This window comes from Sphingobacterium sp. FBM7-1 (assembly GCF_020687765.1).
Taxonomy (GTDB): Bacteria; Bacteroidota; Bacteroidia; order Sphingobacteriales; family Sphingobacteriaceae; genus Sphingobacterium.
Genome location: NZ_JAJEWJ010000001.1, coordinates 336,995 through 356,197, shown reverse-complemented (window position 1 = coordinate 356,197; position 19,203 = coordinate 336,995). Strand labels below are relative to the sequence as shown.

General features: G+C 46.2%; 18 protein-coding genes and 1 riboswitch. Of the genes, 9 read left to right on the top strand and 9 right to left on the bottom strand.

Annotation, left to right across the window (positions count from 1 at the left end; translation table 11 throughout):
- Nucleotides 1-71: 71 nt before the first annotated feature.
- On the bottom strand, nt 72-1,985 hold the full coding sequence (locus tag LKO28_RS01725) for an ABC-F family ATP-binding cassette domain-containing protein (protein WP_227692811.1): 1,914 nt from the start codon (nt 1,983-1,985) through the stop codon (nt 72-74).
- Between the two features lie 50 nt (nt 1,986-2,035).
- Between LKO28_RS01725 and LKO28_RS01720 the strand changes: the two genes are divergently transcribed.
- A complete protein-coding gene (locus tag LKO28_RS01720; RefSeq protein ID WP_227693535.1) occupies nt 2,036-3,061 on the top strand; it encodes a quinone-dependent dihydroorotate dehydrogenase in 1,026 nt (341 codons plus the stop codon).
- A gap of 68 nt (nt 3,062-3,129) precedes the next feature.
- Here the strand turns inward: LKO28_RS01720 and LKO28_RS01715 are convergent, their stop codons facing one another.
- The 3 genes from LKO28_RS01715 to LKO28_RS01705 all read right to left on the bottom strand — a co-directional run bounded on the left by LKO28_RS01715 (nt 3,130) and on the right by LKO28_RS01705 (nt 6,170).
- Nucleotides 3,130-3,432 carry an LPXTG cell wall anchor domain-containing protein gene (locus LKO28_RS01715; RefSeq protein ID WP_227692810.1) on the bottom strand — a complete coding sequence of 101 codons (303 nt, stop codon included), beginning with the start codon at nt 3,430-3,432 and terminating at the stop codon, nt 3,130-3,132.
- Nucleotides 3,433-3,448: 16 nt separating this feature from the next.
- Nucleotides 3,449-4,999, bottom strand: a complete 1,551-nt coding sequence (locus LKO28_RS01710; protein WP_227692809.1) for an OmpP1/FadL family transporter — start codon at nt 4,997-4,999, stop codon at nt 3,449-3,451.
- Between the two features lie 73 nt (nt 5,000-5,072).
- Nucleotides 5,073-6,170 carry a hypothetical protein gene (locus LKO28_RS01705; protein ID WP_227692808.1) on the bottom strand — a complete coding sequence of 366 codons (1,098 nt, stop codon included), beginning with the start codon at nt 6,168-6,170 and terminating at the stop codon, nt 5,073-5,075.
- Nucleotides 6,171-6,350: 180 nt separating this feature from the next.
- Between LKO28_RS01705 and proS the strand changes: the two genes are divergently transcribed.
- Complete coding sequence (proS, locus tag LKO28_RS01700; RefSeq protein WP_227692807.1) at nt 6,351-7,823, top strand: proline--tRNA ligase; 1,473 nt, start codon at nt 6,351-6,353, stop codon at nt 7,821-7,823.
- 32 nt (nt 7,824-7,855) lie between these two features.
- The gene (locus LKO28_RS01695; protein ID WP_227692806.1) at nt 7,856-8,767 is read left to right on the top strand and encodes an NAD(P)-dependent oxidoreductase; all 912 of its coding nucleotides are present in this window, start codon (nt 7,856-7,858) and stop codon (nt 8,765-8,767) included.
- On the opposite strand, the gene LKO28_RS01690 is transcribed toward LKO28_RS01695, so the two are convergent.
- Genes LKO28_RS01690 through LKO28_RS01670 form a run of 5 tightly spaced genes read right to left on the bottom strand, consistent with a single transcriptional unit; the run spans nt 8,754 to nt 14,202 of the window.
- Nucleotides 8,754-9,557, bottom strand: a complete 804-nt coding sequence (locus LKO28_RS01690) for an aspartate dehydrogenase domain-containing protein (RefSeq protein ID WP_227692805.1) — start codon at nt 9,555-9,557, stop codon at nt 8,754-8,756. The two genes, LKO28_RS01695 and LKO28_RS01690, sit on opposite strands and share 14 nt — an antisense overlap.
- A gap of 57 nt (nt 9,558-9,614) precedes the next feature.
- The gene (locus LKO28_RS01685) at nt 9,615-10,613 is read right to left on the bottom strand and encodes an LLM class flavin-dependent oxidoreductase (RefSeq protein ID WP_227692804.1); all 999 of its coding nucleotides are present in this window, start codon (nt 10,611-10,613) and stop codon (nt 9,615-9,617) included.
- Nucleotides 10,614-10,667: 54 nt separating this feature from the next.
- On the bottom strand, nt 10,668-12,491 hold the full coding sequence (locus tag LKO28_RS01680; protein WP_227692803.1) for a mechanosensitive ion channel family protein: 1,824 nt from the start codon (nt 12,489-12,491) through the stop codon (nt 10,668-10,670).
- Between the two features lie 44 nt (nt 12,492-12,535).
- Entirely contained in the window at nt 12,536-13,876 is a 1,341-nt protein-coding gene (locus tag LKO28_RS01675; RefSeq protein ID WP_227692802.1) for an MATE family efflux transporter, read from the bottom strand.
- Nucleotides 13,877-13,890: 14 nt separating this feature from the next.
- Nucleotides 13,891-14,202: a hypothetical protein gene (locus tag LKO28_RS01670; RefSeq protein WP_227692801.1), complete on the bottom strand. Its 312-nt coding sequence runs from the start codon at nt 14,200-14,202 to the stop codon at nt 13,891-13,893.
- Between the two features lie 61 nt (nt 14,203-14,263).
- Nucleotides 14,264-14,362: riboswitch (TPP riboswitch) on the top strand.
- 67 nt (nt 14,363-14,429) lie between these two features.
- Here LKO28_RS01670 and thiS point away from each other — a divergent pair.
- Genes thiS through LKO28_RS01640 form a run of 6 tightly spaced genes read left to right on the top strand, consistent with a single transcriptional unit; the run spans nt 14,430 to nt 19,189 of the window.
- The gene (gene thiS / locus LKO28_RS01665) at nt 14,430-14,636 is read left to right on the top strand and encodes a sulfur carrier protein ThiS (protein WP_227692800.1); all 207 of its coding nucleotides are present in this window, start codon (nt 14,430-14,432) and stop codon (nt 14,634-14,636) included.
- Between the two features lie 28 nt (nt 14,637-14,664).
- Complete coding sequence (gene thiC, locus LKO28_RS01660) at nt 14,665-16,479, top strand: phosphomethylpyrimidine synthase ThiC (RefSeq protein WP_227692799.1); 1,815 nt, start codon at nt 14,665-14,667, stop codon at nt 16,477-16,479.
- Nucleotides 16,476-17,066, top strand: coding sequence for a thiamine phosphate synthase (locus tag LKO28_RS01655; RefSeq protein WP_227692798.1), 591 nt, complete (start codon nt 16,476-16,478; stop codon nt 17,064-17,066). The genes thiC and LKO28_RS01655 overlap by 4 nt, the downstream gene beginning before the upstream one ends.
- A complete protein-coding gene (locus tag LKO28_RS01650; RefSeq protein WP_227692797.1) occupies nt 17,066-17,815 on the top strand; it encodes a hydroxymethylpyrimidine/phosphomethylpyrimidine kinase in 750 nt (249 codons plus the stop codon). The genes LKO28_RS01655 and LKO28_RS01650 overlap by 1 nt, the downstream gene beginning before the upstream one ends.
- Nucleotides 17,802-18,422, top strand: coding sequence for a thiamine phosphate synthase (locus LKO28_RS01645; RefSeq protein WP_227692796.1), 621 nt, complete (start codon nt 17,802-17,804; stop codon nt 18,420-18,422). Before LKO28_RS01650 ends, LKO28_RS01645 begins: the two co-directional genes overlap by 14 nt.
- Nucleotides 18,419-19,189 (top strand): thiazole synthase, encoded by a 771-nt coding sequence (locus tag LKO28_RS01640; RefSeq protein ID WP_227692795.1) that lies wholly within the window; start codon nt 18,419-18,421, stop codon nt 19,187-19,189. Before LKO28_RS01645 ends, LKO28_RS01640 begins: the two co-directional genes overlap by 4 nt.
- Nucleotides 19,190-19,203 lie beyond the last annotated feature (14 nt).

Below are 19,203 nucleotides of genomic sequence, written 5' to 3'. Positions count from 1 at the left end.
GTGTTTATTTTCGTATCCATGAGCTCGCTACGCTCGGTTTTGGTTCTTTTTCGCGGAGAAAAAGAACAAACCTACCCCTCTAACCCCATAATCTCCTCAGCCAGTTCTTCCCAGCTGTTTTGAAGCTGCTGGAGGGATGCTTTTGCAGAGTTGTATGTACGGGTGGCTTCTTGAAGCTTCTGTGCATCCGCATATATTTCTTCTTTTGCCAAATTAGTTTCCTGTTCCTTCAATGATTTCTCGCTGGCTTCTATTTGTTGTTCGAGGCTTGCGAGTTCTTTGTTCTTACGTTGAATGAGTTTAGTCTTGTCTTCCGAAAGAGACGCTTTTTCCTTTTTAGGCTGCTCCTTTACGACCTTTTTTGGGGTACTGGTATCTTTCTTCACGACACGTTTGGCATTCCATTCTTCATATTCCTGGTAGGTGCCTGGGTATTCTTTGATTTCTTTGTCTTCGATAAACCAAATTTTATTAGCGACGTTATCTAAGAAATAGCGGTCGTGAGAAACAACGATAAACGTTCCTTCAAACTGCTGTAAAGCTTGAATAAGAATGTTCACAGAAGCCATGTCCAGGTGGTTGGTCGGCTCATCGAGTACAAGAAAGTTGGCGTCGGCAGTTAATGCTTTTGCCAATGCGACCCGTGATTTTTCACCACCGGACAGTACCTTAATCTTCTTAAATACGTCATCACCCGTAAACAAAAAACATCCCAAGATTGAGCGTAATTCGGTTTCGGTATGTTTCGGTGCAAAGTTTACCAACTCCTGGATAATTGTGTTTTCTAAGTGTAAAGCTTCTAGCTGATGCTGGGCAAAAAAGGTTTGAGAGACATTGTGTCCTTTTATACTTTTCCCTTCATATTCTTTATCGGCATCTGCTACGATACGAAGCAATGTTGACTTACCTTTACCGTTTGCTCCGATCAGCGCAATTTTATCGCCTTTTTCGATAATTGCACTCGTATCCTGTAAAATCTCCAGGTTAGGATAGGATTTGGAAATGTTTTCCAAGGTGACCACATGGCGCCCGGAAGGTTTCGAGAATTTAAAGCTGAAATTTACTTCGGGATTATCATCGTCTATATCGTCGACTTTTTCCATGCGGTCTAGTGCTTTGATACGGGATTGTACCATTTTGGCTTTACTCGCTTTTGCGCGGAAACGCTCAATAAGCCGTTCTTCTTGCTTGATCTTCGCTTGCTGGTTCTTAAACTGATTGCCTTGGATCTCCTCCCGTAGCGATTTTTCTTCCAGATAGAAAGAATAGTTACCGGCATAGACGTTAAGTTTGCCTTTCCGAGACTCTACGGTTTTATTGATAATCCGATCGAGGAAATAACGGTCGTGTGAAACGATAACGATCGAACCCTCAAAGGACTGTAAGTAGTTTTCTAACCATTTAATTGAAGGTAAGTCCAAGTGGTTGGTCGGCTCATCCAGTAGGAGGATGTCCGGCGTTTGGAGCAGGATACGCGCCAGCATGACCCGCATGCGCCAGCCTCCCGAGAAGGTGGCTAATGGTCGTTGTTGCTCATCTTCTGAAAACCCTAAGCCGGCCAAGATTTCGTGTGCTCGAAACTCAATACTATAGCCGTCCAGCGCTTCAAACTCCATTTGCTTGTCGCTCAGCTTGTTTAATATATCATCTGAATAGTCCGTTTCCATTTTGTGGAGTAAGGCTTCAATCTCCGCGTGGAGCTGATTTTGCCGCTCAAAAGCCTCCATGGCAACGTGCAAGATACTTTTATCGGAATGATAAGAGAGCAGGTCCTGGTTTAAGTAACCTATTTTGAGGTCTTTCGCCATGGATATCGTTCCGGAGGTAGGGGTATAGTCACCCACGATTAATTTCAGCAAAGTAGATTTGCCGGCGCCGTTTGCACCGATCAATCCAGCCTTATCTCCGGGTTTTATATGCCAATTGGCGTCATCGTATAAAGCACGCGAACCAATCTCGAATGTTAAATTATTAATTGATATCATTTGCTGCAAAAGTAATGAATATTTCTGCTTCTTTGGCTACCTTTGTACACATGTATAAAATCGTTAAACCTATATTTTTTTCGATGGATCCCGAGACGGCACACCACCGGGTAACGGGAGGCTTGCGCTCATTTTCTAAGATCTGGGGTGCGAAATCGCTCTTGAAGTCGCTCTATACGGTGAATGATTCCCGTTTAGAACGGGAAGTATTCGGGCTAAAGTTTAAAAATCCGGTAGGATTGGCAGCGGGTTTCGATAAGAACGCGGAATATATAGCCGAGATGGCCGGTATGGGCTTCGGATTTATTGAAATCGGTACGGTTACGCCACGCCCACAACCGGGAAATGATAAGCCGCGGATGTTTCGGCTGGTAGAAGACGAGGCTTTGATCAACCGGATGGGTTTTAACAATCAGGGAGCTGACGTAGCTGCTGGCCGTCTGAAACAATTGAAAGATAGAGAGCAGCTGATTATCGGCGGGAATATCGGTAAAAATAAGATGACGCCCAATGAGGAGGCCGTAAACGATTATATATACTGTTTTAATGCGCTTTTTGATTACGTCGATTATTTCGTGGTGAATGTAAGTTCGCCAAACACCCCTGGTTTACGGGATCTACAGGAAAAAGAGCCGCTCAAGAAAATTTTAAATACCCTTCAGGAATTAAATAATACGAAAGCTATACAGCGACCGATTTTACTTAAAATCGCACCGGACTTAACCGATTCACAATTGGACGATATTGTCGAGATCGTTACCGAAACACAGATTGCCGGGGTGATCGCGACGAATACGACCATTTCTAGAGCGAACTTAAACAGTGACCCCACTTTGGTTGAGGAAGCGGGTGGGGTGAGTGGCAAACCGCTGACTAGACGCTCTACGGAGGTGATTAGGTATCTGGCAACTCGTTCAAACCGTTCCTTTCCAATTATAGGTGTAGGGGGCATTCATAGTGCAGAAGATGCGATCGAAAAACTCGAAGCGGGCGCGAGTTTAGTGCAGGTTTATACCGGTTTTATTTATGAAGGCCCAGCGTTGATTAGTAAGATCTGTAAAGGATTGTTAAAATAAAAGGAGCGCCGGTACATGTTACCGGCGCTCTTGCTTATCTTATTATCGTTTGTGGCTAACCTCTTTTCCTAATCCCGATCTAAAAATTTCCGGTCTTCCTCGGATAAATTCGAATAAGGGGACGGATTTTCCGTTTCATGATGCTCTGCCGTGTGTGTATTGTTAATACTGTATTCCGTCGGATGGCTTCTTTTCCGACGGAACAAAATTCCGCCGGTAATGAGCCCCAATAGAAAGAATACGCCCAATATCAACAGTTTTGAGGTACGTATTTCACCAAACAACCAAAAGCTCGCTTCTTCTTTGTTATTAAAAAGAATGATGAGCACCAGGGCGGTAATAATTCCGAATAAGACGGTTTTGGGTTTCATAGTTAATCTAAACGAATTAAAACTTAGCACCCAGGGTTAAAACCACATTTGTGCGCTGGTGTTTGATATCTGCTACCGGACTAGGACTATTCCAAAATGCTTCATCGATGTTGTACGGACTCACTTTGTACTCGTTGATCAGGTGGACAAGCGCTACATCCATATAAAGCGTATTGCTAAGCTTTGTACCTAGGCCTAAACTACCGCTGTATTGTTTATTGTCCGCATTTTTGTATGGATTTCCAAAATAGTTGATACCAGCTCGGCCACTGATAGTATTGGTAAGAAGGTATTCTCCTCCGATACGTAGGTTAACGGCTCCTTGATAGGCATCCTTAAAGTCTTGATCCCAAAGTGCGTCGTCAGTGGAATTTGCATAGCCGGCGCTCCGCACTTTGATACTGCTATAATTCACGTATTCCGCATCTGCTGATAATAATCCACGACTAAAGAACTTGGAAAGGCCAAGTCCAAATTTCCAAGGAGTTACCAAGCGGTAAGTAAAGTCATCCGTAAATTGGGTTTCACCGAAATCAAACGCTTCAGTGGCGTCTTCATTGTCGTAATAATCTACTCCGATATAACTTTCAGTATACTGATCGATCGTATACCAGGTAGGAGAGGTGATGGTTGCACCGATGTTCCAATCGACAGTGGGCTTATAAATAGCACCGATTTTGAAATCGATCCCTGTTCCTTCTGATCGTTGGTAATAATCGTCGAGCATTTCGTAGTTCGCACTTAAAAAGTCGTAATCTTCATGTGTGGGATCTACAAAGCTGGAATTGGGATTATCGGCTGCGACAGCAGCTGCATTTTTGGTCCAGCCATATTCGGAGAACTGCGCCGAATTTTCGTGTAAAAACGAGCTGAATCCAACATTACCCCCAATGTAAAAAACATTATTATAATTACCCCCAAAGGCGATTGAAGTTTTGGAACTAAGCCCTGTGGTGAGAATATCACTGATCTGGTCTTTATTGCCTGATTCCTGTGTGATCGGAAAATAACCATTACTGGCATCGGCGAATTGCTCAATAAGCCGGATGCCATAAAGGCTGGTCGCGAGGGCTTGATCGCCAAAACTAGCGATATCATCGGTATAAGCACTAACGATCGTGTTATTGGGGTTTAGGCCTTCGTAGCGTACATTATTCGAAAACTGATTCGTGTTTTCGTAACTTATCCCCACGTTGAAGTTTTGCCACCCATGGTAGCCTTCATTCTTAGGGAAATGGAATACGACTCCTGCATGATCGATCCCGAACTTGCCTTTGTTTTTACTAATGCTGTTTCCAAAATAGGAGCCTTTATTTGCCGCATTATTATAGTTGAGTGTGACGGAAATATCGGACTGGCCAAAGAATCCCAAACCAGCTGGGTTTCCGGTAATCGAACTGATGTCGCCACCCAATGCCGTTTTCGCATTTCCTAAACCCTTGAAGCGTGCCGTCCCGCCGTTGGTCTCCTGCGAAAAAATCAATCCGTTGCCCACCGACTGACCATGAGCAGAAAAACCTAATCCTGAAAGTAGTAATGATGTAAAAAGTAGGTGTTGTATACGCATAATGTGTTTTAAATAGTAGAGACGCAAAAACTTGCGTCTCTACATCATGTTCATATGATATCGATTGAAAAAATTATCTTGTTCTACCGCCTCTAGCACTACCGCCGCCGGAGCTTCTAGTTGCACCGCCACCACTTGACATTGAACCGCCAGAAGAACCTCTGGAAGGGCTATATGTTGGGCCTGTCGACCGTGTTGTAGGTCTGGAAGGTTGTGTGGTTGGACGCGTAGCTCTTTGTGTGGTCGGACGAGTAGTTGGACGCGTTGTTGCTCTTGTCCGAGATGTATTTGTCGTCGGACGGGTAGTCGTCCGCGTTCTATTTTGTATCGCTTCTCTACTGGTAGTTGTACCCCGTGTAGTACGCGTGCCTACAGCGGCCGGATTAGCCGAACTCCGTGTACGGGTGGTGCTTCCTACGTTGGTGCGGGTACCACCGGTTGTCGCGCGGGTAGTCCGTCCGGTTACAATACGGCCATTGCTATCGCGAGCAACGCGGGAACTTGAAACGCGTGATGTATTTCCGGTGCGGGTATTATAGCCGCTGCGAGCGGCGATACGCGTCGGCGCATTGGCCGGTCGTACACTATAGCGGTTTCCGCCGTAGTAGTGATTACCATATCCGTAATGTGGGTGTCCCCAAGCATTGTAGCCCCAATGGCCAGCGTATGGATAGCCTCCCCAACCTAGACGGCCATAGCCGTAATAAGGGTATCCGCCGAAGCCCCATCCTAAGCCATAATAAGGGCGACCCCATCCGAAACCTAGAGACCAGCCCGATCCCCAGCCCCAGTTAGACCATCCGAGGCCGAAACCTCCATATCCATATCCGTACCAAGGATCAAACCAAGGGTCAAAATAAGGCATGCCTGGTGAGCTATAATAAAAGCGATTAATACGATTCGCATACTCCAGATTAGTGTCGTATTCGAATCCTTCTACATATTCTTCATCGGAGTACTCGTCTGCGTAGTATTCTTGTTGTGCATATTGGCCATCTTGCACCTCGCCATCTGTATAATAATAATCTGGACTCAAGTAATCCTCCGGAGCTTGCGCTTGGTTATTATATACATCATCTCGGTGGGCGATCTGCCTACTCGTCGAACACGAACTCAGTGCCAATATGGCTGTCAGCGTCAAACTACCGAATAATAATCTATTTGTCTTCATGATATCCTCTACTGTTAAACTTCGTTAATACAGTCTTTATTTATTATCTTAGACCGGTTTTTTAACCGGGGGTTTAATCTCTAGTCAAAAATATAAATAAAACCTCAGGGCTCCCGAAGTTTTATATATAATACGTACAAAATACAAGAATTGTTACAGAAATAAAAATCGAAATAAATAATGGGAAAAGGTATAACAAGTCGTAGCGAAGATTATTCGCAATGGTACAACGACTTAGTCGTCAAGGCTGATCTGGCAGAGCATTCTGCCGTCCGGGGTTGTATGGTGATCAAACCTTATGGGTATGCCATATGGGAGCGTATGCAGGCGATTTTGGATAAGAAATTTAAAGATACCGGGCATTCTAATGCTTATTTCCCGCTTTTTATACCTAAATCTTTTTTCTCGAAAGAGGCATCGCACGTGGAGGGTTTTGCCACCGAGTGTGCGGTAGTGACCCACTACCGCTTAAAGAATGATGGAGAAGGCAATATAGTGGTAGACGAGACAGCGAAGTTGGAGGAAGAGCTTATCGTACGCCCTACCTCGGAAACGATCATCTGGAATACCTATAAAGGTTGGATAGAGTCTTATCGCGATTTACCAATTTTAGTGAACCAGTGGGCTAACGTGGTTCGTTGGGAAATGCGTACGCGTTTATTCTTGCGCACGGCGGAGTTTTTATGGCAAGAAGGCCATACGGCACATGCTACCCGTGACGAAGCCATCGAAGAAGCAGAACGTATGTTAGAGGTGTACGCCGACTTTGCTGAACAAACCCTTGCCGTTCCGGTGGTGCGGGGTGTTAAAACGGAAAATGAGCGTTTCGCAGGTGCTTTAGAAACGTATTGTATAGAAGCGTTAATGCAGGATGGCAAAGCCTTACAGGCCGGTACTTCGCACTTTCTGGGGCAAAACTTTGCGAAAGCTTTTGATGTGAAATTTACCTCGAAAGAAGGTAAGCTAGAACACGTTTGGGCGACTTCTTGGGGGGTATCTACCCGTTTAATGGGAGCGTTGATTATGGCGCACTCAGACGACCAAGGACTTGTACTCCCTCCAAAATTGGCACCTATTCAGGTGGTTATCGTACCGATCTATAAAACTGAGGAAGAAAAAGCCACGATAGATGGCTTTGTTAATTCGCTGTCCGCATCGCTACAGGATATGGATATTTCGGTAAAATATGATGACCGCGATACCCAACGTCCGGGATTTAAATTTGCCGAGTGGGAAATGAAAGGCGTACCGCTACGGGTAGCCGTGGGTGCGCGCGATATGCAAAATGGAACAGTAGAATTGGCACGCCGCGATACGCAAACCAAAGAAACGGTATCGCAGGAGGGGCTGGCTGTAACGATTGAAAATCTATTGGGAATTATTCAGGAGAATATTTACCATAAAGCACTTTCGTTCCGTAATGAGCATATTACCGAGGTAAATTCTTATGAGGAGTTTAAAGAGATTTTAGAAACGAAAGGTGGTTTTGTTTCCTGTCATTGGGACGGAACGGTAGAAACAGAAAAACGCGTGAAGGACGAGACGAAAGCAACCATCCGTTGTGTTCCTTTGGATGCAAAGGAGGAAGCCGGTACCTGTATCTTTACGGGTAAGCCGTCCAACAAGCGGGTATTATTCGCGAAAGCGTATTAGGTTAGTAAACAACTTTACTTTATTTATTTGATATGTTTAAAAAAATAGTTGCTGTTGAGCCATTGAATTTAATTCCCTCGGCAGAGGAGGCTTTGTTTAAGTATGCGGATGAAGTTATTTTTTATCCGGATAGTCCGCAGTCAGCCGAAGAAATGGCTGAGCGGATTGGTGATGCGGATGCTGTTTTGATCAGCTATATCTCGCGCTTGGGTGAAGACGCGTTGTCGAAATGTCCTAATGTGAAATATATTGGCATGTGCTGCTCACTCTACACGCCCGAGAGTGCAAACGTCGATATTCGTTATGCCAATTCAAGAGGTATCACGGTATTAGGTGTACGTGACTATGGGGATGAAGGAGTGGTAGAGTATGTGGTGAGCGAACTGGTACGTTGCCTGCACGGCTTCGGAACGGAGAATGATGGTACGCCACGTGAGCCATGGGACGGGGTACCCCGCGAAATTACCAATACAAAAGTGGGCATTATTGGCTTGGGTAAATCAGGGGGCATGATTGCGGATGCGCTTCGGTTCTTCGGTGCGGAAATTTCGTATTTCGCCCGTTCTGAAAAAGAAGATGCTAAGCAAAAAGGCTATCGGTTTCTGCCGGTTCGTGAACTGGTAAAAGAAAATGAAGTCATTATCACCTGTTTGAATCGCGGTGTCGTTTTGCTACACGAAGAGGATTTCGCAGCGATGGGCGACCGTAAGATCTTAATCAATACCGGCCTTTCTCCAGCATGGGATGAAGAACCTTTCGCTAAATGGATTGAAGGGGATAACCGGTGCTACTGTGATACGCTGATTGCTTTAGGCAATGAGAAATTTGTAGACCATCCGCATGTAAACTGCATGGGGGTTTCGGTAGGCCGCACCCGCCAGGCGTTTGTACGCCTGAGCGAGAAGGTATTGGCCAATATTGAAAGCTATATTAAAACACAATAGGCGAAACGATATTTCGCAGTGTATTGACAATGCTCCAGCCTGCAATCTGGGCTGTAGCACTATAGACGTCAACTACCGCATGGACTTGGTCATTTTTGATCTCTATGCGGTGGTTGTCGCCTATAAACTCAGGGGTAGAAGTAATCGATACCCGCATGTTTTCCGGCCCAACAGAAGCAATAGAAGCTGCCACCGATACGTTAACGCTGGTAGGGAAAAGTGCGATAGCTTCAACCGCATTTCCTTCGAATACCTTTTTCTTCTCGTATTGTAGGGATTCCTCATAAACAGACGACTTTCGTAGTGAATTTGGGCTTTTTTCAGTTTGAAATGTTGCTTCGCAGGGACCCATCAAAGATACGGTGCGTAATACATCCAGTCCGCCGATAGCGCCGGAGGCAATATGGACTCTGGTTCCGTATTGTTTGGCGGTCTTAGTGACATCCTCATAGAATGCTTTGTCCGCAAAGGCCCCCATCGAGAGCGTCACGATCGATGAACCGTTTTTTAACGCATCTAAGGCAAAACTTTTAAGGGCATTGGGTGATGCAGTTTCAATAATATAGTCAGGCTTTAATGCTAGTAAGTCCGAAATGGACGCCTGCGGGACGCAAGTGGATTCCGAACGTCCGCCCGTATTAACTTTCTCGGCGATATATTCCGCCTTTTCCTTACTCCGGGAATAGGTCGCAACCAATTCAAACTCGGAGAGTAAATTGTTGTTATACGCATCCGTAATAAGGGTGGCCAATCTGCCACAACCGATAATAGCTAAGGTCTTTTTTTCCATATGGTCCAACTTACTGTTTTTTTGATCGAAAGCAAAATTGTTTTTGTTTGGAAGGCGCTATGCTTCCTTGTTCAACGCTTCTTTAATGATACGGAAGGATTCCAGTCTTTTATCGTTATCGAAGATGTAGTTGGTCGTCATCAACTCATCAACCTGGTAACGGCTCACAAAATCGGGGATGTCCTGCGCGAGAGTTTCCTTGTCGCCGGTAAAGGTACAGGCCGTCATGTTATACACCGCTTTTTCGATCTCTGGAATGCCATGATAGATAGGCTGCTCGGTAGGAGGCGATAGCGGACGGCGATGATTCGTAATGATACCGGCAAACATGTTAAATAAGCTGCTCGCCAGAAAATCGGCCTCGGCAGTAGTTTCTGCAGCGATAATATTGACGCAGGCGATAAAGTAAGGTTGCTCCAAATAACGCGAGGGTTTGAAGTTCGCACGATAAATCGCCGCAGCTTGCGCAAGCATAGCCGGTGCGAAGTGTGCAGCAAAGGCATAAGGCAATCCAAGCTCAGCCGCTAAGTAAGCAGAGTCTGTACTGGAACCAAGGATATAAATGGGAATATCTAAGCCCTCGCCCGGAAAAGCCCGTACTTTTTCGGACGGATCATCGTTTTCAAAGTATTGTTGGAGGGCCAATACATCGTCTTTGAAGTAGAAAGCGGTATTCAGGTTATTGCGTCGGAGCGCCATGGCCGTGACTTGATCGGTGCCTGGCGCGCGCCCAAGGCCTAGGTCGATCCGCCCCGGGTATAGGGTTTCTAAGGTTCCGAATTGTTCGGCTACCATTAAAGGGGAATGATTGGGTAGCATAATGCCGCCTGAACCGATGCGGATATGATTGGTTTTTCCGGCTACATGACCGATTAAAACAGCGGTAGCAGAACTGGCAATATGTTCCATATTATGGTGTTCGGCGAACCAAATTCGCTCGTATCCTAAATGCTCCACGCATTGTGCGGCTTCAACGCTTCTCGCAATAGCTTGCTGTGCATCTTGCCCTTTGCTGACGGTCGCGAGATCCAAAACCGATAACTTAAGTGTATCCATATCCCAAAATTACCACCTTACGAATGAAATATGGTAATCCCTATGTAATACCTGCTAATTGCCATTATCTTTCTTATACGCGGCGGGCATATCGAGTTCAGATCCGTCGCGCATCGCACGAAAATGTGGCGACAAAAGTTCGATCCCGGCGGCGTGAAAAACGTCGAGCAAATGTTTGTGTAATTCGGAATAAATAAGCGCCTGTTTGTGCGGATTGCGGGTATAGGCGTTAATCTGATAGGTCACGTAGAAATCGTCCAAGCTGGTTTGCAGGATAAAGGGTGCCGGGTTTTTCTCTAATAAATCGACTTGGTCGCAAGCTTTCTTCGCCAATTCGTGTACCTGCTGCCAGGTAATTTCATAGGCCATCGTAATATGGGTATAAACGATCAAGGGGTTTTCGTCTACGTCCATACTGTAGTTGATCGTATGGCTGTTCATCACCTGGGAATTGGGAACAGAAATTACTTCGTTTTTTACCGTACGGATCCGTGTTACCAACAGGCTTTTCTCGATGATATCACCCGATACTTCACCGATTTTGACCCGGTCGCCGATGGAAAAAGACCGCATATAGGTCAGTAAAAGCCCGGCAACAATATTACCCAGCGCACCGGCGGAACTAAATGTAAAGAGCACCCCGATAAAAACGGACACTCCTTTAAAGATCGGGGTATGTGCTCCCGGAAAGTATGGGAATATAATAATAAGCAAAAAGGCGAACAACAAAACCCGTACAATATGATAGGTCGGCAAGGCCCATTCACGGTAAAAACCCGGAAAACTCAAGGATCCATTATGTATCTCTTGGGCGAAGAACCGCAACGCTTTTAATAGGTAGCGAAAAATAAAACAGATAACCACAATGGTAATCATATTCGGCAGGTAAGCGACGATCGCCTGTGCCACGTCTTTTATTGGCTTGATAAAATAGCCTAATAAAATAGGGGCATATCCCCGGGTGGTAGGAAATAAATTTAATAAGACCGGGAGCGCGAGGTAAACCGATACGAGTATCAAAAGCCACTTAAGAATATCCAGGATAGACCACACGAATTTCACCTGCCTATTGGCCGAGACGATCTCGTATCCCTTAATCTGCAAACCGGGAAATAAAGAAGTCCGTAATAGAAGCAACCTCTTTTTTACCCAACGTATAGCTTTTCCAATTCCTCGGATCAAAAGGGCAAGGGCAGCAATAATAATAATTGCGAAGCCTATGCCCATTGCTATTTTTTGCAGACTGGTATCGTCTCGGTATTGTTGAATACTCGCCCGAATATGGTGCAGGTAGTGATCCGCTAATTGTGCGATTTGCATATCGGCCCACATCGCATCTTCTTCGTTAACGCCGGCAATCATTTGATCCTGCCAGATGACAATCCAGCTGTCTTCATTTTGCTGCAGGTATATAGAATCTACGTTGACCTTATAATTATCGGCCAAGGAGCGAATTCTGTTTTCGATGGCGGCGGCCCGTTCTTGCGCGGTATAACTGCCGATCTGGGTATATAGGGTAAACAAGGTGTCTCGAAAAGGGACTACGGGTACGCCTTGATTAAGGCTACGGAGCGAATCAACAGCCTGTTTGCGTTTGGCATATAATATGGAGTCACGGCTCCGCAAGACATTGATTTCACGTAAAAGCTGTTGCCGTTCGTTGTCGCCTTGCGTAGAAAGCGATATCAATTGTTCTTCCAGTTTTTTTCGCAGCAAAGAATCTTGATACTGTTGTTCGCGTATCTGGATCAGATCATTCGCTTTCAGCGATATCTCTTCCGCCGTGTCCGCTAAAGCAACGCTATCTTGCCCAAAAGTATAGGGTACGCTACCCACATATACCAAGATCAATAAAAAAAATACTCGAACAGATGCCATACCTTAGTTGCTATTGTCTATGGTTATAAATATAGAATAATTTGTTAGTTAATTGCCATCTCTCGGCCGATTTTCGGATAATACAAGCCTAACATAACAGCGCGTGCAACTACATAGATGATAAAGCTTATCCATAATCCGGCATTTCCGTAAGCCGTTGTCAACCATAACCCTGAGCCGATGAAAATAATTAAAGCCATCAGCGTAGCGTTTCGCATTTCAACGCTTTTTGTGACGCCGATAAATATGCCGTCCAGTTGGAAAGCAACAAAGGATAGGGCGATATAAATGGCTGCATACCCCAAATGCGCGGATGCAACCAGCTGAACCTGCATATCCTTGCTGAGCAAGGGGATAAGGAGATCTCCCGCTATGTAAAGACTGCTGGCTAAAAAGAGTGCTGTGATGCCTGCCAATAGGGTGGAATGACGCACCTGTTGTACAAAATAGACGCGGTCTTTTGCCCCATAAGCCTTGCCGGTTAGCATCTCCGCGACGTGTGCAAAGCCATCTAAAAAGAAAGCGGATAGGGAGACGAACTGCAATAATACATGGTTGGCCGCTAAAATCTGGTCACCGAATAGCGCGCCCTGGTTAGCGAACCATGCAAACCCACTTAGCAAGGCCAAAGTACGGATCATAATATCGCCATTTACCTTGATCATCGCCAACAGTTTGCTTTTATCAAAGACCCGTGCTTGTAACTGTTGAAGACGGCTGAAGAAACTACCCAGCTGGAGCTTCCGAAGCAGCAAATAAAACGCAAAAAAAACCGTGCACCATTCGGCTATTACTGTACCCCATGCGATGCCGCGCACGCCCAGATCATAGCCGACCACAAACAGTACGTTGAGGATAATATTCAGGCCGTTAAGAAATAATTGGACAAAAAGCAGGTGCTTTGTCCAGCCCATTCCGATAAAAGTACCGAGTAAACTAAAGGTAATGAGTGTCGCGGGCGCACCCCAGATACGGATATAAAAATAATGATCGACCAGCTCTTTGATGTCATCGCTAGCGGATAATAAGCCTATTGCCGTTTGGCCGATTATACGTTGCAAAGCGATCAGTAATATGCCGATTCCGGCACCTAGGAAGACCGCGCGAAAGACCAAGGCATGAGTTTCGTCGAGATCGTTCGCGCCGGAAGCCTGCGATATAAAACCCGTGGTGCCCATGCGGAGGAAACCGAAGCCCCAGTAAACAAAATTAAAAATTAAAGAGGCCAAGGCGATGGCCCCTAGATCGGTAGCTGCACCGGTTTGGCCGATAGCAGCCGTGTCGGCTAACCCCAGTAGGGGTACCGAGGCATTCGCCAGAACAATCGGGAATGCTAATTTGATGATGCGGACGTAGTTCTTATGGATCATAAGCCGCCCAAACATACGTAATATCTCTTTTAATCAGACTCGTCGCGGGTATTGAATTCGTTAAATATGCGGGTGAATGTGCTTTTGTCTTCATCCTTGATCGAATCGTCAAAGGACAAGGTGACTTCGTAGTCGCTTAATAAGCGACCTTCGGGCAAGGACTCCGTGATTTGATCCACATGGTCTTCGATAGCTTCCCGTATGTCGGTTCTGTCCGTTATCGATTCCTCCTCGATGGCGATTTCTGTTTCGTTTTGCGTCTGATCATTTAACGTCCAACGTAAACGCTGATACTGCGTTTGATAGAACGAAGTGACGTCAATTTTTAGTTTGCTTATCATACTCAAAGAACAATAGGGCAGGGAATAAGTTTCTTAATTCAAAAAAAGATGCTATCTTAGTCGAACACTTTAGGGGTGTCTGCGAATAATCGCGGACTGAGATTTACCCTTTGAACCTGATCCGGGTCATACTGGCGTAGGGAAAAGTAAGATGTCTTCACGGATGCGTTCTGCATGCTCGTAGTCATTCCTAAAGTTTTATTTAATAACATAAAATTTTAATAGGAATGGAACTTATCATTAATCATCAACAAAAGTTTTTTGAAGCGCCTCCGGCGTCACTCGAGGATTTAATGTTCTTGGAAGCTCCAGGGAAATCCCGAGGTATTGCTGTAGCTGTTAATAATCAAGTGGTACCTAAAGACCAATGGAAATCCACGGTATTGCAAAACCGCGATGCTATTTTAATCATCACCGCAACCCAAGGCGGCTAATTTATCAATCTATCAACATCAACATATTATGATCAAGCAAACAATCACCCACAAGCCGTTTCCGAATTCTAAAAAAGTGTATGTAGAGGGCGAACTCTTCCCCATCAAAGTTGCTATGCGGGAGATCGCGCAACATCCGACAAAACTTAGCAATGGCGCTGTAGAAGTTAATCCGCCGATTACGGTTTACGATACGTCCGGCCCCTATACCGATGAAAATGCAACAATTGATATCCGTAAAGGTATTGTCCGCCTTCGCGAACAGTGGATCGTAGACCGCGGAGATGTACAGGTATTGGACGGAATTACTTCCGCCTATGGAAGAGAACGCTTGGCGGACCAAAGTTTGGATGACCTGCGTTTTGCATACAGCCATAAACCCAAAGTGGCGATGGAAGGGCATAATGTCACGCAATTACACTATGCTCGTAAAGGAATCATCACGCCAGAGATGGAATATATCGCCATTCGTGAAAATCAGCGTATCGTGCAATTGGAGACAGCGACGGACGCGATGCGACAGCAACACCCGGGACAAAGCTTCGGAGCGCGTACACCTCATAAAAAGATAACCCCAGAGTTTGTTCGGGAGGAAGTAGCTGCTGGTCGAGCTATTATCCCAAATAACATCAACCATCCTGAAAGTGAACCGATGATCATTGGTCGTAATTTTCTGGTAAAGATTAACGCTAATATTGGAAATAGTGCCGTTTCGTCCAGCATCGAGGAGGAAGTAGAAAAGGCGGTCTGGGCTTGTCGCTGGGGCGCCGATACCATCATGGATTTATCGACGGGAAAAAATATCCACGAAACCCGGGAATGGATTATTCGCAATTCGCCGGTGCCGATCGGTACCGTGCCCATTTACCAAGCCCTGGAAAAAGTGAATGGAGTTGCCGAAGATTTAACCTGGGAGGTTTTCCGTGATACACTCATTGAGCAGGCGGAGCAAGGGGTATCGTATTTTACGATCCATGCCGGCGTGCTGTTGCGCTACATTCACCTGACGGCGGAACGGGTAACGGGTATTGTGTCCCGTGGCGGATCGATCATGGCCAAATGGTGCTTGTTTCATCATAAAGAAAACTTTTTATACACGCATTTTGAGGAGATCTGCGAAATCATGAAGCGTTATGATGTTGCTTTTTCGTTAGGGGATGGCCTGCGGCCGGGCTCCATTGCGGACGCGAACGACGCTGCCCAGTTTGCGGAACTGGAAACGCTCGGAGAACTCAGCAAAATAGCGTGGAAGCATGATGTACAGGTGATGATTGAAGGACCTGGGCATGTGCCGATGCACATGATTAAGGAAAATATGGAGAAGCAACTCGCGGAATGCGATGAGGCTCCCTTTTATACCTTAGGTCCGTTAACGACAGATATCGCGCCTGGCTATGATCATATTACTTCCGCGATTGGAGCGGCGATGATCGGCTGGTACGGTTGTGCCATGTTATGTTATGTAACGCCAAAGGAACACCTCGGGCTACCCAACAAAAAAGATGTGAAAGATGGGGTAATCACGTATAAACTTGCGGCGCACGCTGCCGATCTGGCAAAAGGGCATCCAGGAGCCCAATATCGGGATAATGCGTTGAGCAAAGCACGGTTTGAGTTCCGTTGGGAAGACCAATTTAATTTATCCTTGGATCCGGATACCGCTCGGGAGTTTCATGACGAAACGCTTCCGGCAGATGCGGCAAAGGTGGCGCATTTCTGTTCGATGTGCGGACCGAAATTCTGTTCGATGAAAATTACGCAAGAGATACGCGATGTGGCCAAGCAGGGTATGGAAGAGAAATCGAGAGAATTTGTGGAACAGGGCAAAGCGTTATACCTATGATCATACTGCTATCTCCCGAACAGCCTGTAGCGGACGAATCAGCGGTTGTGCATGCCCTTTTTGAAAGGGGTCTGCCGCTGTTTCATATCCGTAAATATAGGCTAACGGACACGGAGATGGACACCTATGTAAACGGCATTGATCCGGCTTACCGGACGCAGTTGGTGCTGCATTCGCACTTTCATTTAGCGGGCGATCTGGGGATCGAACGGCTACATGTTCGGGAAGCCGATCGGCAGCAGGGAAATGTTCAGCAAGAAGCAGAGACCGGGCATTTTCGCTTATCAACGTCGGTTCATTCGATTGCGGCCTTCAACAGCTTGGAAGACCGTTGGGATTATGCTTTTTTATCGCCGGTTTTCCCGAGCATTTCAAAAGTGGGGTACGGCAGGGACCAAACGGTGCTTAAGGAGCTAGCGCGGCGTAGAGAATCCGCCGTGCGGTTGGTCGGTTTAGGTGGTATCGATGAAACAAACTATAAGCAGGTATGGGCCGCAGGAGCAGATGGAATTGCGCTTTTAGGTGCCATTTGGAACAGTCCGCAGCCGATAGCTGTGTGGGACAGCATATATAATAATGATTTTTGATGTTATTAACGGATAAACAACAACAGCGCCCCGCGGTGCTGAGTATCGCGGGATTTGACCCTTCCGGTGGAGCGGGCGTGCTTGCGGATATGAAGACAGCCGAGCAGCTGCAAACGCGAGGAATGGCCATTATGACAGCAAACACGATACAGACGGAAGACACATTCTTTCATATTGATTGGGTCGACGTGAAAGTTGTCTGTATGGGCATCGAAGCCATAATGCAGCGGTACCCAATTCAAGTGGTGAAAATAGGCATCGTAAAAGACCTCGCTTTTTTAGCGGCCATCTTACATGCGATACGTGCGCAGGACCCAGCTGCTTTTATTATCTGGGATCCGGTGCTTAAAAGCTCATCGGGTTTTACCTTTTTCGATATGGCGGATTGCGAGACCTTAGGTCGACTTCTTCAGAAGATCGACCTCCTCACGCCCAACGCTGAGGAGTATCAGACGCTCGCTCCGGCTTTAACCAGTTTTACCAATGCCCTCTTATTGAAGGGTGGACACCGGGAGAAAGAAAAGGGAATGGACACTTTGCTTGTGCGGGGAACGCGTATAGATTTCCCTTCTAGGGTAAGAGCCATTTGTCCGAAGCACGGTTCGGGTTGTGTACTTTCCGCAGCCATTGCGGCTTATCTGGCACATGGCGAAAAACTAGCACAGGCCTGTCGCCGTGCAAAAGCCTATACCGAACAATTTTTAAATAGTCACCCCTCTTTATTAGGATTTCATTATGACACTAAGTAAACTACAGTATATTTCACAAGGTGTTACGGCAGCGGAACAATACGATGCCATTCAACAAGCCTTGGATCATGGTGCGGATTGGATTCAACTGCGTTGGAAGAACGCCACCGATGAGGAGCGTTTTCGGTTAGCGGAAAAAGTCAGGCGGCAATGTCAGCGGTACGGAGCGCTTTGTATTATCAACGATAGCGTTGACCTTGCCAAGGCTGTCGATGCGGATGGTGTGCACCTCGGGCTGGAAGATGAAAGTATTGAAAAGGCGCGCCATGTGCTGGGTGCTGACAAGATCGTTGGTGGTACGGCCAATACCATTACGCATGTGGTAAAAAGAATTCGGGAAGGTTGCGACTATATCGGGTTAGGGCCGTACCGACAAACCTTTACCAAGGAGAAATTGAGTCCCATTTTAGGGGTAGCAGGTTATCAGAAAATAATTGCGGATCTAAAAAAAGAGGATATCTCTTTCCCGGCAATTTATGCTATCGGAGGGATTGGTCTTCCCGATATTCCGGCTTTATTGGAAGAAGGAGTGTATGGCGTAGCCGTATCCAAAGCGATTACAGAAACACCGGAGGCTATTGTTGAATTTAAACAATTATTATCATGAGTAAACTACATATTGCCGATAAAATATTTACGTCTAGACTGTTCTTGGGTACCGGGAAGTTTGGAAAGTTAACAGAGATGACCGAAGCGGTTCGTTGTTCGGAAACAGAATTAGTGACCTTAGCGCTGAAACGGGTGGATTTACATTCAGATTCGGACGATTTACTAGCGGGGCTGCAAATCCCAAGCGTTCATCGACTACCGAATACGTCGGGCGCTAGAAATGCTGAGGAAGCGGTGCTTGCGGCTCAATTGGCGCGCGAGGCTATGGAGACGAATTGGGTGAAATTAGAAATACATCCTGATCCCCGCTATCTACTGCCAGATCCGATAGAGACCTTGAAGGCGACAGAGCTATTAGCTAAGGACGGGTTTGTGGTGATGCCTTATATCCACGCGGATCCTGTGCTTTGCAAACGCTTGGAAGATGTGGGGACAGCGGTGGTGATGCCGCTAGGCGCGCCGATTGGTAGTAATAAAGGCCTTTTAACGCTAGATTTTCTGGAAATCATTATTGAACAAAGTCAGGTTCCGGTAGTGGTCGATGCAGGTATCGGCGCACCTTCCGATGCTGCAAAAGCGATGGAGATAGGAGCCGACGCCGTGCTCGTTAATACTGCCATAGCGGTAGCAGGCGATCCTTTAGCCATGGCCATAGCTTTTAAAGAGGCCGTAACTGCAGGTCGGAGAGCATACGAAGCCGGTTTAGCGGCCGCTCATCCGGTCGCCGTAGCATCGAGTCCGTTGACAGACTTTTTACTGGGTTAATATAAAGAAATAAA

Bases quoted from the DNA above. Each gene is read 5' to 3' on its own strand.
- LKO28_RS01675 (WP_227692802.1), bottom strand. From the start codon at position 13,876: ATGTTTGGGCGGCTTATGATCCATAAGAACTACGTCCGCATCATCAAA.
- LKO28_RS01710 (WP_227692809.1), bottom strand. From the start codon at position 4,999: ATGCGTATACAACACCTACTTTTTACATCATTACTACTTTCAGGATTA.
- LKO28_RS01695 (WP_227692806.1), top strand. From the start codon at position 7,856: ATGTTTAAAAAAATAGTTGCTGTTGAGCCATTGAATTTAATTCCCTCG.
- LKO28_RS01720 (WP_227693535.1), top strand. From the start codon at position 2,036: ATGTATAAAATCGTTAAACCTATATTTTTTTCGATGGATCCCGAGACG.
- LKO28_RS01680 (WP_227692803.1), bottom strand. From the start codon at position 12,491: ATGGCATCTGTTCGAGTATTTTTTTTATTGATCTTGGTATATGTGGGT.
- LKO28_RS01725 (WP_227692811.1), bottom strand. From the start codon at position 1,985: ATGATATCAATTAATAATTTAACATTCGAGATTGGTTCGCGTGCTTTA.
- LKO28_RS01715 (WP_227692810.1), bottom strand. From the start codon at position 3,432: ATGAAACCCAAAACCGTCTTATTCGGAATTATTACCGCCCTGGTGCTC.
- LKO28_RS01640 (WP_227692795.1), top strand. From the start codon at position 18,419: ATGAGTAAACTACATATTGCCGATAAAATATTTACGTCTAGACTGTTC.
- thiC (WP_227692799.1), top strand. From the start codon at position 14,665: ATGATCAAGCAAACAATCACCCACAAGCCGTTTCCGAATTCTAAAAAA.
- LKO28_RS01685 (WP_227692804.1), bottom strand. From the start codon at position 10,613: ATGGATACACTTAAGTTATCGGTTTTGGATCTCGCGACCGTCAGCAAA.
- proS (WP_227692807.1), top strand. From the start codon at position 6,351: ATGGGAAAAGGTATAACAAGTCGTAGCGAAGATTATTCGCAATGGTAC.
- thiS (WP_227692800.1), top strand. From the start codon at position 14,430: ATGGAACTTATCATTAATCATCAACAAAAGTTTTTTGAAGCGCCTCCG.
- LKO28_RS01670 (WP_227692801.1), bottom strand. From the start codon at position 14,202: ATGATAAGCAAACTAAAAATTGACGTCACTTCGTTCTATCAAACGCAG.
- LKO28_RS01645 (WP_227692796.1), top strand. From the start codon at position 17,802: ATGACACTAAGTAAACTACAGTATATTTCACAAGGTGTTACGGCAGCG.
- LKO28_RS01655 (WP_227692798.1), top strand. From the start codon at position 16,476: ATGATCATACTGCTATCTCCCGAACAGCCTGTAGCGGACGAATCAGCG.
- LKO28_RS01705 (WP_227692808.1), bottom strand. From the start codon at position 6,170: ATGAAGACAAATAGATTATTATTCGGTAGTTTGACGCTGACAGCCATA.
- LKO28_RS01650 (WP_227692797.1), top strand. From the start codon at position 17,066: ATGTTATTAACGGATAAACAACAACAGCGCCCCGCGGTGCTGAGTATC.
- LKO28_RS01690 (WP_227692805.1), bottom strand. From the start codon at position 9,557: ATGGAAAAAAAGACCTTAGCTATTATCGGTTGTGGCAGATTGGCCACC.